Source organism: Streptomyces sp. NPDC002730 (assembly GCF_042888805.1).
Lineage (GTDB): Bacteria > Actinomycetota > Actinomycetes > Streptomycetales > Streptomycetaceae > Streptomyces.
This window is the reverse complement of sequence record NZ_JBIAQG010000003.1, coordinates 165,014-178,252: the sequence shown is the minus strand read 5'-3', so window position 1 is coordinate 178,252 and position 13,239 is coordinate 165,014. Positions and strand designations below refer to the sequence as shown.

Here is a 13,239-nt window from a genome sequence, read left to right as displayed (position 1 = left end):
ACACCGGCCATGATCTGGTTTCTGGTCTTGGGATTCACGGAACGAGGTTAACTCGCCCGTTCGGGTGGACTTGACCCCGTCCCGCCACCCAGCGGCCAGCGGCCCACCGTCTCGTACCGCGGCTGCTCGCCCTGTACGCCGCTGACCGGCAGATTGCTGCGTACGAGCGCGAGCTCGGCCACCTCCCAGGGCGTGCCCTCGAAGGTGTCCAGCCCCTCGACGTACGGACGCAGATCGGCCTCGTCGCGGCTGCGGGCGATCGTGAGGTGGGCCTGATAGCGGCGGTGCTCCTCCATGCCGATCCCGGCCCGCCGCGCCGCAGCGTCGGCGCGTTCCGCGAGCAGGCGCATCTCCTCCAGGCCGCCGGCGGCCCCGACCCACAGGGCCCGCTGCCCGAACCGCCCGCCGCCGTGGAGGCGCAGGGCGAACGGGTGGGTCCTGCGGGCGGCCCGCCCGAGCCGCTCATCCAGCTCGGGCAGCAGCGCGTCCTCCACCTCACCCATGAAGGCGAGCGTGAAGTGCCAGCTTTCCCGGCCGGTCCAGCGCAGCCGGTCAGCGGCGGGGAGGGACCTCAACCGGTCGACGGCGAGAGCGAGTTCGCCGACTGCCGGGGCGGGCGGCAGTACGGCGGCGAAGAGTCTCATGACCCGAGTCTGTCAGCCCCGACGGTCCGGGTCGGGCAGCCCGACGGGTTCCGGTCAGGCCGCCCGACAGGTCCCGGTCAGGCAGTCCGACGGCCCGCGCAGGCCGCCCGACAGGTTGAGGTCAGGCGGCTGTCGCCAGCTGCTCCCTCGGTACGAACTCCAGATGCCGGCGCCCCGGCCGCAGATCTATTTTGAGGCGCAGCCCGCCCACACGGGCGAGCATCACGCCGACTCCGATCGCGGCGACCAGCGCCACCGTGCCGCCCGCCGCGAAGCCGATCCGCGGTCCGTACGTGTCGGTGACCCAGCCGACCAGGGGCGCGCCCAGTGGCGTACCGCCCACGAAGACCATCATGAACAGGCTCATCACGCGGCCTCGCATGGCCGGTTCCGTCGCCATCTGGATGCTGGAATTGGCCGTGACGTTGACCGTGAGGCCGAACATCCCGATCGGCACCATCAGCACCGCGAAGATCCAGAACTGCGGCGCGAACGCGGTCACGATCTCCAGGACACCGAAGAGCACGGCCGCGCCGACCAGCACCCGCAGCCGCGAGGTACGGCGCCGGGCCGCGAGTAGCGCGCCCGCCAGGGAGCCGGCCGCCATCAGGGTGTTGAGCAGGCCGTACGTACTTGCGCCGGAGTGGTAGACGTTGTTGACGAAGGCCGAGAGCCAGATCGGGAAGTTGAAGCCGAAGGTGCCGATGAAGCCGACGAGGACGATCGGCCAGATGAGTTCGGGCCGGCCCGCGACGTACTTCAGTCCTTCCCGCAGCTGGCCCTTGCCGCGCGGCGCGCGCTCGACCTTGTGCAGCTCGCTGTTGCGCATCAGCAGCAGGCCCGCGATGGGCGCGATGAAGGACAGACCGTTGAGCAGGAAGGCGTAGCCGCTGCCGACAGCCGTGATCAGCACACCGGCGACGGCGGGGCCGACGAGGCGTGCGGACTGGAAGTTCGCGGAGTTCAGGCTGACCGCGTTGCCCAGCTGGTCCGGGCCGACCATCTCGGCGACGAAGGACTGGCGCGCCGGGTTGTCGACGACGGTGACCAGGCCGATGACAAAGGCCGTGAGATAGACGTGCCACACCTGGACATGGCCGCTGAGCGTGAGCACGGCGAGCGCCAGGCCGGTTAGGCCCATCGCGAACTGGGTGGCCAGCAACAGCCGGCGCTTGGGCAGCCGGTCGGCGAGCACTCCGCCGTAGAGGCCGAAGAGCAGCATGGGCAGGAACTGCAGCGCGATGGTGATACCGACGGCGGACGCGGATCCGGTCAGGGTCAGCACCAGCCAGTCCTGGGCGATGCGTTGCATCCAGGTGCCGGTGTTGGAGACGACTTGCCCGGTGGCGAAGAGCCGGTAGTTACGGATCTTCAGCGAGCTGAACATGGTTGTAGGGGCTGGTGCGGGTGCGGAGTCTGCTCCGGGTCCCGGACTCAAAAGGGTTCGCCTCTTCCATGGTGCGGTGATTAGAGGTGTGCGAGCTTCTCCAGTACGGGGGCGGCTGCGCGCAGCTTGGCCCACTCGTCATCGTCCAGCCCTTCGGCGAGCGAGGCCAGCCAGGCATTCCGCTTGCGGCGGCTCTCCTCGAGCATGGCTTCCGCCTGCTCGGTCGGGCTGACCACCTTCTGCCGGCGGTCGTCGGGGTGCGGCTCGAGCCGGACCAGTCCCTTGGCCTCGAGCAACGCCACGATCCGGGTCATGGACGGCGGCTGGACATGCTCCTTGCGGGCCAGCTCACCGGGGGTGGCATGGCCGCACAGGGCAAGGGTGCCGAGCACCGACATCTCGGTGGGGCTCAGCGATTCGTCGACGCGCTGATGCTTCAGGCGTCGGCCCAGCCGCATCACGGCTGAGCGCAGGGAGTTCACGGCGGCGACGTCAGCGTCATTGCCATGGGACAGGTCAGGCATGTTTGTTAGCATAACTCATTACCCAACCTAAAGACCAGTCGATTCTCCATGCGCCGACCAGGACGTCGGCCAGGAGATCATTTCGTCACTCATATGAGTGAGTCACATCCAGAAAGTGACACAGCGGCCGCGGGTATCCGGCAACCCTGGCTGATATGGGATCGACAGTCCTCAGCCTGCGGATAGACGGTGAGCTACTCGACCGGCTCAGGCACCATGCCGCCAGACGCGGAATGAGCGTCCAGGACTATGTGGTCCGGACGCTCATCCGCGATGACTTCGACGAACGCTTCCAGGCGGCCGTCGAGGAGACAGAGAAGTTCTACGGTCTTACGTGAGACCCAGCGCGGGCATCGCGTAGTAGAAGACGAACACCGCGGACACCACGTACATGGCCACGGGCACCTCACGGCCCCGTCCGGCCGCCAGCCGCAGCAGGCTGAAGGTGATGAAGCCGATGCCGATGCCGTTGGTGATCGAGTACGTGAACGGCATCATCACCATCGCCAGGAAGGCCGGCACGGCGACGGTGAAGTCGTCCCAGTCGATGTCCCGGACCGAACCGGCCAGGATCAGGAAACCGACCGCCAGCAGCGCGGGCGTCGCCGCCTGGGACGGGACCATCGTGGCGAGCGGCGTGAGGAACAGCGCCCCCGTGAACAGCGCACCGGTGACGACGGACGCCAGGCCGGTACGGGCCCCCTCGCCGACGCCCGCGGTGGACTCCACGAAGCAGGTGGAGGCCGAGGACGAGGTCGCGCCGCCCGCGGCGACGGCGATGCCGTCGACGAAGAGCACCTTGTTGATACCGGGCAGCCTGCCGTCCTTGTCCAGCAGCTTGGCCTCGTCGCCGACGCCGAGGATCGTGCCCATCGCGTCGAAGAAGCAGGACAGCAGCACGGTGAAGACGAAGAGAATGCCGGTGAGGTAGCCGACCTTCCCGAAGCCGCCGAACAGGCTGACCTTGCCGACCAGACCGAAGTCGGGCGACGCCACCGGGTTGCCGGGCCACTGGGGCGCGGTCAGTCCCCAGGACGGGACCGTCGCCACGGCATCGATGACCATCGCGACGATCGTCATCGCGACGATGGAGATGAGGATCGCGCCCGGCACCTTGCGGATGATCAGCGCGAGCGTGAGCAGCGCGCCGAGGATGAAGACGAGGACCGGCCAGCCGACGAGGTGGCCGCCGACGCCGAGCTGCAGCGGCACGGGGGTGTTGGCGGCGTCCGGGATACGGGAGACGAAGCCGGAGTCGACCAGGCCGATCAGCATGATGAAGAGGCCGATGCCGATCGCGATGCCCTTGCGCAGGCTGCGGGGCACGGCGTTCATCACGCGCTCGCGCAGTCCGGTGGCGACCAGCAGCATCACAACGAAGCCGGCGAGGACGACCATGCCCATCGCGTCCGGCCAGGACATCCGGGGCGCGAGCTGGAGGGCGACGACGGTGTTCACACCGAGGCCGGCCGCGAGCGCGATCGGGACATTGCCGATCACGCCCATGAGCAGGGTGGAGAAGGCCGCGGTCAGCACGGTGGCGGTGACCAGCTGGCCGCCGTCGAGCTGATGGCCGTACATGTCCTTCGCGCTGCCGAGGATGATCGGGTTCAGCACGATGATGTACGCCATCGCGAAGAAGGTGGCGAATCCGCCGCGCACCTCGCGGGCGACCGAGGAGCCGCGCTCCGAGATCTTGAAGAAACGGTCCAGGCTGCCGGAAGGCCGGCGGGGAGCCGGGGGCCGGTCTGCGGAGTCGACCTTGGCGGTGGCCGAGGGGGGCATGCGGAACCTCAGTCATACGGGGAGGGGCGGGGACGGAAAAGAACAGCTGACAGTAAAAAACTGGCCAGACTTGTATCTTCCAACAAGCAAAACCAGTCATCTGTAAGCAGTTTCAGTATGAATACATAAGGCAAAGATTTCTATCTCCGCGCGTAGACCCTTGGGCCGCCCCGCCCCTTGCCCAGCCCCTGTCCGGCCGCCGACCGGCCCCGCGGCCTCGGCATACATGCCGCCTACACTGTGCGCATGGCGAAGTGGACCCCCAAGCACGAGGCACCCGAGCCCCTGGAGGGGCCCGTCGTCGCCACCATCACCGGCGGCACGATCCTCTGGTTCGTCCTCTTCCTCGTCCAGATCCCCTTCTACAGCTGGTTCGACGACCGTGACCTGATGTGGTGGGTGTGGACGTGTCTGGCCGGTGGCGGACTCGGGCTGATCGGCATCTGGTACGTACGCAGGCGGGACGTGGCGATCAAGCGCGCGAAGGCCGCCGAGGCGGCGGAGCCGGGTTCCTCTGCCGCTGCGAGCGACTGAAGCAAGCGACTGAAGTCAAGTGCCCCTTACAGCGCCCGTACTGCCACAGGACCATTCGCGTCCTACCGAGGTCTGATCTCCGGCGCACTCGGCGGGTGAACCGGCCCCTCCGGCCGTACCGTCGAAACCATGACGCAGCGGGCGAGAATCGACGCGGACGGCCCCGAGCCCGGCGGACCGACCATCGACGCGGGCTCCGAACTCGACCCCGTACACCCGATGAAGCTGCCGCGGTCCGCGATCGCAGTCCCGGCCACCGGGCTGACGACGGCCGAGGTCGCCGAGCGGGTCGCCCGCGGTGAGGTCAACGACGTTCCCGTACGCAGCTCCCGCTCCACCACCGAAATCGTCCGCGCGAACGTCTTCACCCGCTTCAACGCGATCATCGGCGTGCTGTGGGCGATCATGCTCCTCGTCGCGCCGATCCAGGACAGCCTGTTCGGCTTCGTGATCATCGCCAACACCGGTATCGGCATCATCCAGGAGCTGCGCGCCAAGAAGACCCTCGACGGGCTCGCGGTCATCGGCGAGGCGAGACCGACGGTACGGCGCGACGGAGAGGCGGCCGAGATCTCCACGTCCGAGATCGTGCTCGGCGATCTCGTCGAACTCGGGCCCGGCGACAAGGTCGTCGTGGACGGCGAGGTGGCCGAGGCCGACAACATGGAGATCGACGAGTCGCTGCTGACGGGCGAGGCCGATCCGGTCATCAAGCACCCCGGGGATCCGGTGATGTCGGGCAGCTTCGTGGTCGCGGGCGGCGGGGCGTTCACGGCGACGAAGGTGGGGCGCGAGGCGTACGCGGCGCAGCTCGCCGAGGAGGCCTCCCGCTTCACACTCGTCCACTCCGAGCTGCGCAGCGGCATCAGCACGATCCTCAAGTACGTGACCTGGATGATGGTCCCGACCTCGATCGGGCTCATCATCAGCCAGCTCGTCGTCAAGAACAACAACTTCAAGGACTCGGTGGCCAGGACCGTCGGCGGCATCGTCCCGATGATCCCCGAGGGCCTTGTGCTGCTGACGTCGGTCGCCTTCGCGATCGGCGTCATCCGGCTCGGCCGCAAGCAGTGCCTGGTGCAGGAGTTGCCCGCCATCGAGGGCCTCGCGCGGGTGGACGTGGTCTGCCTCGACAAGACGGGCACGCTGACCGAGGGCGGTATGGACGTATCGGAGCTGCGGCCGCTGGACGGCGCGGACGAGACGTACATACGGAAGGTGCTGGGCGCTCTCGGCGAGTCCGACCCACGGCCGAACGCCTCGTTGCAGGCGATCATCGACGCGTATCCGGACAGCGAGGAGTGGCGCTGCACGGAGTCGCTGCCCTTCTCGTCGGCGCGCAAGTACAGCGGCGCCGCCTTCAGCGAGGGCGACGGCGACAACTCCACCTGGCTGCTGGGCGCGCCGGATGTGCTGCTCCCGGCGGCCGACCCGACGCTGGGCGAGATCGGGCAGCTCAACGAGCAGGGCCTGCGGGTGCTGCTGCTCGCGCGGGCGGCGGGCGACCTCGACGCGGCGGACGTAGCAGCGGAGGCGAGGCCCACAGCGCTGGTGGTGCTGGAGCAGCGGCTGCGTCCCGACGCGTCCGACACGCTCGCGTACTTCGCCGACCAGAACGTCAGCGCGAAGGTCATCTCCGGCGACAACGCGGTGTCGGTGAGCGCGGTGGCAGGCAAGCTCGGTCTGCCGGGCGCGGCGAACACGGTGGACGCGCGCCGGCTCCCCGCGGAGCAGACCCGGATGGCCGAGGCCCTGGACGCCAACGCCGTCTTCGGCCGGGTCACGCCGCAGCAGAAGCGCGACATGGTCGGCGCGCTGCAGTCCCGCGGCCACACGGTCGCGATGACGGGTGACGGCGTGAACGATGTCCTCGCACTGAAGGACGCGGACATCGGCGTCTCGATGGGGTCGGGCTCGGAGGCGACGAAGGCGGTCGCGCAGATCGTGCTGCTCGACAACAGCTTCGCGACGCTGCCGTCGGTGGTGGCGGAGGGCCGGCGGGTCATCGGCAACATCACGCGGGTGGCGACGCTGTTCCTGACGAAGACGGTGTACTCGGTGCTGCTGGCGGTGCTGGTGGTGTGCAGCCAGGTCGAATACCCCTTCCTGCCCCGGCATCTGACGCTGCTCTCGACGCTGACGATCGGTATCCCGGCGTTCTTCCTGGCGCTGGCCCCCAACAAGGAGCGGGCGCAGCCGAACTTCGTACGCAGGGTGATGCGGTACGCGATCCCGGCCGGCGCGATCGCGGCCGCGGCGACGTTCGCCACGTACCTGCTGGCCCGGCACTACTACAGCGGCCCGGGCGCCCTGGACGCGGAAACGAGCGCGGCGACGCTGACGCTGTTCCTGGTCTCGATGTGGGTCCTGGCGATCATCGCCCGCCCGTACACCCTGTGGCGGGTGTGCCTGGTGGCGGCGATGGGGGTCGCCTTCCTGATCGTGCTGGTGGTGCCGTGGCTGCAGAACTTCTTCGCCCTGAAGCTGGTGGGCACGACGATGCCGTGGGGGGCGGTGGCGATCGCGGCGGCGGGGGCGGGGCTGCTGGAGGTGGCGTGGCGGTGGGTGGACCGCTCGTGCGCGGGAGTCCGGCCGACCACGAACTCCCCAAAGAACCTGGGGTGAAGAACCACCTGCCCTCCCTCCCCTCCCCCGCGTCACCCGGACGGGTGACTGGCTTGCGGGGGCGGGAAGTTGGCGGTTACGTTCGCCGCAACAACCCCAGACATATGATCGGCCCCCGGCCAGGACGGCAATCCTGATCGAGGGCCTCACCGATCAGGAAGAAACCCCTTCCCGATGGCTGAACCGCAGTCTAACGCGCGCCTGCGCGCCGATGCCGGGGCACCGACCTCCGGCGTGATCCACGTCCGCACCCGCCTCACCGCCGACTTCACCGTGATCGCCAACGCCCTTGCGCAGCGTCGCGGAAGCGCGGTCACAGTCGGCGTCGCGGCCTACATCGCCTCCCTGCCGGACGGTGCGTCCGTGAGCATCGCCGCACTGTGCGAGCACTTCACGGAAGGCGAGATCCTGATCTCGCGGGCGCTCCGGGAGTTGGAGGCCTCCGGCTATCTGGAGCGACGGCGCGAACGCGGGCACGGCGGCCTCATCCGTACGAGGACGTACTTCTACGACGTGCCGGGACAGGGCGACCCCAGACCGGCGCCGCCTGTGCCACCCCGGCCGCGAAGGTCCGCGGAGCCGGAGACACACAGGAAGACACCCCGGCCGGAGGCTGCCCCGGACACCGGCCCCGCCCCCGCCGCTCAAGTCGGGCCTGTGCCTCCGCCCGAGCCTGCGCAAGGGCTGACACCTCCCACGGCACTGGAGACAGGGGACGCCCCGGATACCGCGCCCCCTCCCCAACTCGCCGAGGCCGACCGGCAAGCCGTCGTCATCCTCGCCTCGCTGCGTATCCGCGACCGAAGGCTGATCCTGTCCCGGCGGGAGGTCGCCGAACTCGCCCCGGCCGTCAGCCAGTGGCTCGCGCAAGGCACCGGACCCGAGGAGATCGCCGAGCTCCTCACCACGGGCCTCCCGGACCGCTTCCGTTGTCGACCGGCTCGCATCCTGGGCTTCCGGCTCCGCGATCTGCCCGTCGCCGCACCCACCCAGGTCGCCGCGCCTCCCGTCCTGCCTTGGCAGACCTGCGACGGCGGCTGCGAACGCGCCTTCCGCGCCGCGGAACCCGGCCGCTGCCGCGACTGCCCGCCCGAGGACGTGATCACGGCAGGTCCTGCCATCACCCACGACGATCACCTGCGAGCGGCATGCTGAGCCAGGCGTGTGCCGCCGCTCCCCTCGTGGGAGCCTGGTTGTGCGACGATGCGGGACCTGACAGCAGCGGGAGGTGGATCATGGTCGACAGGTTTACGGACGGGCTCCTCACACCTACGGAAACGTCCTCCTACCTTGAGATTCCATCGTCGACCCTCACCTCCTGGCTGAGGGGCAGAGCCGCCGGGGCCCCGCTCGTGCACCAGGTGGAGCCCGTGCGCAAAGGCCAGCCCTCGGTGCCGTTCATCGCCGTGGCCGAAGCCCACGTCCTGCGCTCCCTGCGCTCCCTCGGCCTGCGGATGAGCGAGATCAGGGAAGCTGCGGCCGCGGTGCGGGACGCCTTCGACACCCCCTACGGCCTCGTCTCGAAGCGGATCGCCACCGACGGCGTGGACATCTTCGTCGAGCACGGCTTCGGTGATCTGCGCAGAGCCCGGGACGGGCAGGCCCCCATCCACGAGGTGGTGTCCGAGTACCTCCGCTACCTGACCTGGGACGCGGACGACGATTTCCCTTCGAGCCTGCGTCTGAGGCAGTACCCGGATTCCGTTCCGGTCGTGATCGACCCGAGGTTCGGCCGTGGTCTCCCCGTCATCGCGGCCAACCGCGTCCCGGTCAAGGCCGTCACCGACCTCTGGGAAGCCGGCGAGACCGTCGAGGACATCGCCTACGAGTTCGGCATGACCCCTGAGCAGGTCGACTCGCTGTGCCACGCAGTGGTGCGCCTTGCCGCCTGAGTTCTTTCTCGACCGCAACCTCGGGCGGCGCGTCGCGGAGGAGTTGAGGGCACGCGGCTGGGCGGTTCACTGCATCGTCGACGTCTTCCCGGCCGACGCACAGTACATCCCCGACGAGGAATGGATCGCCCACGGCCTCGACCAATCCTGGGTCCCTCTGTCGAAGGACGGACGGATCAAGACACGGGACCTGGAGATCCAGCCCGTTTTAGACCGCGAGGCAGTGCTCTTCTACCTCGACAACCAGCAGCTTCGCAGTATCGAGATGGTCGAACGGCTCGACGCACACCGCAACGCGATGTACCGGGCCATCGAGAAGGGCAGCCCCGCCGCTTATGCCCTGCGGCATGACCGTATCGAGCGCACTTGGCCGTGACACTGGGCTGCCGCGATGACGGCACCGCCGTTCGACTCGCAGGTGCGGGACTGCTCGTCGAGCTCAGCAGACGGGCTGCCTGGCAGCCCTCGCCCCGGCCCCGGGGGCTGAAGCCCCCGGGGCCGGGGGGCGGGATCCCACCCCCTACCGCTACGCGTCGAACCAGCGGTCCCGCGCCAGTTCCTCCGTGCGGGACGGGTCCTCCAGCAGTGCCGCCACCTCGAAGCGGCGCGGCCACTGGCCCGCCGCCCAGGCCAGGCCCGCCGCCACGCCCTCCAGGGTCGATGCGTGGATCACGCCGTCCTGGGTGCGCCGCCAGTCCAGTTCGACGCCGCCCGCCACCAACTCCTCGTGCTCGACGTACGTCGCAGGGGTGCCGCTCCCGAGCAGGACGTGGACGGACTCCGGGACCTCGTGTTCCTCGCCCTCCGTGGTCACCTCCGCCGAGACCGCCTCGCCCAGGCGGCGGACCTGGAACAGCTCCGCCAGCTCCGCCGCCCGTGACGGCGCCACCGGCAGCAGCGGCAGGCCCGCCGTCAGCGGGAGCAGATCCGGCGCGTCCGCCACCACCGCGTCCGAAGCGTCGACGACCCGTACCTCGCCGTCGACGACAACCCGCAGCTCGTCAGGGAGCGTGACCTGATCCGGGTCGAGGTCCGCCAACGCCGTGTACAGGGCGTGGAGTTGCGCACCGGACACCTCGCGAGAGGGATCGGCGAGCCGGCCGAGCAGCTCCGCCGCCCCGCCCGGCTCCTCCAGCAGCGCGGCCAACGACGTGCGCACGCCCAGCGCCCGCAGCACCTGCACGTCCTCGAAGCCCGTCGCGTCCACCGTGTCGTACAGACCGGCCAGCAGCGGATCGCCGCCCGCCGCCCGCAGACCCGCCGGGCGGCGCCCGTCCAGCACCGGATGGTCCCGCAGCCACCACGCCGTGTACGGGCGCACCGTCTCCGTCGTCCCGTCCGGGAGCAGGATCCGTACGGACTGGGTCAACGCGTCCCGCAGCGGCGGCTGCGCCAGCAGCGCCAGCGCCTGCGGCCAGCAGTCGTCGTCCACCAGGTCCAGATCCCGTACGGCGACGATCTCCGTGGCGACCGGCGGCACCGGCGTCTGAGGCAGCCGGTCGAGCACGTCCTCGCACCACACGTCGACCGCGTCCAGCAGACCCGCGTCGTCGGGCTCGGCGAAGTCTCCGTCGCGGGGCTCGAGTTCATCGGGGTCGAGGACCACATCCGTGGCCCGTACGAGAGCGAAGTTCGCCAGCACACCGCATGCGGCCAGCGGCTGCTCGCCCCACCGCTCGGCCAGCTCGCCGTCGCAGAGCGCCAGTTCGTCCTCGCGCATCACCGAGGCGAACGGGCTGCCCGGCAGCACCAGTTCACCCGCAGGAGCGAGCTCGCCGTCCTCGTCCGACAGTGCCAGCGCGCCCAGCCACGGCTCGTCCCCGGGCTCGATGCCCGCATCCCGTACCAGCGCCAGCACCGTCTCGGCGAGCTCCTCCGCGTCCAGCGCGGCACCGTCCCCGACTCCGTCGTACCAAACCTCGCCGGTGTCCAGCGAGCCGGCCACCGCCGCCCGCACCTGCGGCGTCGTCAGCACGGCGCGCGGCGTCGCGGGCAGCGCGCCCAGCTTCTCCAGGAGCGGGTGCGCGGCCTCCGGGTGGACCACCTTCAGCCCGAGCCGCGCGAGATGCGGCGGGGTCTCGGCCAGCGGCAGCAGCGTCTGGCGGGGCCCGATCGTCGTACGCCCGTCGGCGAGCGGCACCGGCAGCCCGGTCAGCCGGTCCGGGTCGACCCCGGCGAGGCTGTCGTACAGCCGCTGCCACCAGCCGGGCTCGCGCTCAAGACCCGCGAGCCGGTCGATCGCCTCGGTCAGCGGCACCCGCGCCACGCCGAGCGTGCGCAGCTCCACGCGGCGCTCGAGACCCGCGGGCAGCAGGCTCGGCAGCACCTCGGCCAGCACGCGGACGGTATCCGCGCCCGCGCCCTCCAGGACCTCCGCCTCGATCGGCCGCAGCCCGGCGGAGACATCCTCACGGTCCGGCAGCCCGGTGTCCCCGGACCACTCGCCGGACACATCGCGCGGCAGCGCCGCCTCCAGGAACGCCGTACGCGGCAGCAGCTGAAGGATCGCCTCCCGCAGCGCGCCGTCCAGCTCGCCCTTGCCGAGCGGACCGGGCACCAGGTCGATGGTTCCGACGGTCACCGGCTGCCAGCTGCCGAGGAGTTCGGCGTACGCCGCGGCCGCCTTCCGCACCAGGAAGTCGGTGAGCGGCCCGGGCGCCGGGTGGCGGCGGGTGGTGTCCAGCGGCAGCGAGGCGATCAGCAGCGCGGGCACGCCGAGAGGTTCGTCGGTGGGCGTGGGCGCGTGCACCACAGGGGCGGTACGCGGCCGGGCCGGCGCGCCCTCCTCGTCCACGGGCACGGCCCAGGTGACGGTCCAGTACGGCCGCAGCCGCTCCTCGACGGGCCGGTCCGCGAGCAGCGCGGGCTCGATGGCGCCGCCGTGGCTCACCACCCGCCAGCGCCGGTCGCCCTGGACGCTGTCCTCGATGTGGACGTACGCACCGTGCTCGGAGCGCCTCAACACCCGTACGCCGCCCGGGGTTTCGACGACGATCTCGGTCAGGCCGGTCAGCGTGAGCAATAGCGCGTCGTCGATCCCGGCGAGCAGCCGCTCCACCAGATCGACCGCGGCCCCGTCCCGCAGGGGCAGCACGACGACCGTGTCGTACCCCTCGGGAGCCGTACCCTCGGCAGGCAGCGGCAGGCGCAGCAGCGGTACGTGTCCGTCGCGGCGGCGCAGCTCGTCGCCGAGCCCGGGGCTCGCCTTGGCCGCCTGCTGGGCCAGTTCCCTGGCCTCGGCCAGGGACCAGCGCACGCCTCCGTGCCGGCCGATCACGGCGGGCTCGTCGCTCACCGCGAGGACGGCTGCGAAGCCGACGCCGAAGCGGCCGACGGCGGCCTCGTGGCCCTCGCGCTTGGCCGAGGCCCGCAGCGTGCTCAGCGATTCGACGCCGGTCGCGTCGAGCGGCGCGCCGGTGTTCGCGGCGGCGAGGACAGCGGACTCGTCGCCCGTGCCGGGCCGCAGGGTCAGCCGGAGCCGGCCCGGCACGCGGGCGCGGGCCGCGGCGTCCGCGGCGTTCTGTGCGAGTTCGACGACAAGGCGGTCGCGGTAGCCGCCGAGGGCCAGATCCTCCTCGGCGTTGGCGTCCTCACGGAAGCGGGCGGGACTGGCCCCCCACGCGTCGAGCACCCCGCGCCGCAGCCGCGCCGTCCCGAACGGGTCCGCCCACTCGGTGGTCCTGACGCTCACGCTGTGACTCCGCTCTCTCCGGTTGACCCGCAGTCTGCGTGCGGACCATGGGCGGCCTGACCGCGACCCACGTGCCGTGTACCCGCGGTCGACCCGCCCACTGCTTATGCGGCCGAAGGTACCGCGAACTGCGCGCTCCGCACTCCGCAGGAACCCG

Annotated in this window: 11 protein-coding genes; 6 read left to right on the top strand and 5 right to left on the bottom strand. The window is 70.5% G+C overall.

All coding sequences use genetic code 11. The annotated features are described in order from the left end of the window. Window positions 1-47: 47 nt before the first annotated feature. From thpR to ACFYXH_RS09085, 3 genes are all read right to left on the bottom strand, one after another. Complete coding sequence (gene thpR / locus ACFYXH_RS09095) at window positions 48-644, bottom strand: RNA 2',3'-cyclic phosphodiesterase (RefSeq protein ID WP_389561442.1); 597 nt, start codon at window positions 642-644, stop codon at window positions 48-50. Window positions 645-765: 121 nt separating this feature from the next. Continuing rightward, window positions 766-2,082, bottom strand: a complete 1,317-nt coding sequence (locus tag ACFYXH_RS09090; RefSeq protein ID WP_389561441.1) for an MFS transporter — start codon at window positions 2,080-2,082, stop codon at window positions 766-768. A gap of 29 nt (window positions 2,083-2,111) precedes the next feature. After that, window positions 2,112-2,555, bottom strand: coding sequence for a MarR family winged helix-turn-helix transcriptional regulator (locus ACFYXH_RS09085; RefSeq protein WP_385300437.1), 444 nt, complete (start codon window positions 2,553-2,555; stop codon window positions 2,112-2,114). Between the two features lie 155 nt (window positions 2,556-2,710). Between ACFYXH_RS09085 and ACFYXH_RS09080 the strand changes: the two genes are divergently transcribed. Then, entirely contained in the window at window positions 2,711-2,893 is a 183-nt protein-coding gene (locus tag ACFYXH_RS09080; protein ID WP_327324388.1) for a ribbon-helix-helix protein, CopG family, read from the top strand. Here the strand turns inward: ACFYXH_RS09080 and ACFYXH_RS09075 are convergent. Continuing rightward, window positions 2,886-4,340, bottom strand: coding sequence for an NCS2 family permease (locus ACFYXH_RS09075; RefSeq protein ID WP_389561440.1), 1,455 nt, complete (start codon window positions 4,338-4,340; stop codon window positions 2,886-2,888). The two genes, ACFYXH_RS09080 and ACFYXH_RS09075, sit on opposite strands and share 8 nt — an antisense overlap. Before the next feature lie 246 nt (window positions 4,341-4,586). Between ACFYXH_RS09075 and ACFYXH_RS09070 the strand changes: the two genes are divergently transcribed. From ACFYXH_RS09070 to ACFYXH_RS09050, 5 genes are all read left to right on the top strand, one after another. After that, entirely contained in the window at window positions 4,587-4,874 is a 288-nt protein-coding gene (locus ACFYXH_RS09070) for a DUF2530 domain-containing protein (RefSeq protein ID WP_389561439.1), read from the top strand. Between the two features lie 129 nt (window positions 4,875-5,003). Beyond that, window positions 5,004-7,499: an HAD-IC family P-type ATPase gene (locus ACFYXH_RS09065; RefSeq protein WP_389561438.1), complete on the top strand. Its 2,496-nt coding sequence runs from the start codon at window positions 5,004-5,006 to the stop codon at window positions 7,497-7,499. Between the two features lie 174 nt (window positions 7,500-7,673). Next, the gene (locus tag ACFYXH_RS09060) at window positions 7,674-8,654 is read left to right on the top strand and encodes a hypothetical protein (RefSeq protein WP_389561437.1); all 981 of its coding nucleotides are present in this window, start codon (window positions 7,674-7,676) and stop codon (window positions 8,652-8,654) included. A gap of 80 nt (window positions 8,655-8,734) precedes the next feature. Continuing rightward, entirely contained in the window at window positions 8,735-9,391 is a 657-nt protein-coding gene (locus tag ACFYXH_RS09055; protein WP_389561436.1) for a DUF433 domain-containing protein, read from the top strand. Then, the gene (locus ACFYXH_RS09050; RefSeq protein WP_389561435.1) at window positions 9,381-9,767 is read left to right on the top strand and encodes a toxin-antitoxin system, toxin component, PIN family protein; all 387 of its coding nucleotides are present in this window, start codon (window positions 9,381-9,383) and stop codon (window positions 9,765-9,767) included. The genes ACFYXH_RS09055 and ACFYXH_RS09050 overlap by 11 nt, the downstream gene beginning before the upstream one ends. Window positions 9,768-9,917: 150 nt before the next feature. On the opposite strand, the gene ACFYXH_RS09045 is transcribed toward ACFYXH_RS09050, so the two are convergent. Beyond that, window positions 9,918-13,082 (bottom strand): sacsin N-terminal ATP-binding-like domain-containing protein, encoded by a 3,165-nt coding sequence (locus ACFYXH_RS09045; RefSeq protein WP_389561434.1) that lies wholly within the window; start codon window positions 13,080-13,082, stop codon window positions 9,918-9,920. Window positions 13,083-13,239: the final 157 nt, after the last annotated feature.

Coding starts and splice junctions, on each gene's coding strand:
- ACFYXH_RS09060 (WP_389561437.1), top strand. CDS start 7,674: ATGGCTGAACCGCAGTCTAACGCGCGCCTGCGCGCCGATGCCGGGGCA.
- ACFYXH_RS09065 (WP_389561438.1), top strand. CDS start 5,004: ATGACGCAGCGGGCGAGAATCGACGCGGACGGCCCCGAGCCCGGCGGA.
- ACFYXH_RS09075 (WP_389561440.1), bottom strand. CDS start 4,340: ATGCCCCCCTCGGCCACCGCCAAGGTCGACTCCGCAGACCGGCCCCCG.
- ACFYXH_RS09055 (WP_389561436.1), top strand. CDS start 8,735: ATGGTCGACAGGTTTACGGACGGGCTCCTCACACCTACGGAAACGTCC.
- ACFYXH_RS09080 (WP_327324388.1), top strand. CDS start 2,711: ATGGGATCGACAGTCCTCAGCCTGCGGATAGACGGTGAGCTACTCGAC.
- ACFYXH_RS09085 (WP_385300437.1), bottom strand. CDS start 2,555: ATGCCTGACCTGTCCCATGGCAATGACGCTGACGTCGCCGCCGTGAAC.
- thpR (WP_389561442.1), bottom strand. CDS start 644: ATGAGACTCTTCGCCGCCGTACTGCCGCCCGCCCCGGCAGTCGGCGAA.
- ACFYXH_RS09070 (WP_389561439.1), top strand. CDS start 4,587: ATGGCGAAGTGGACCCCCAAGCACGAGGCACCCGAGCCCCTGGAGGGG.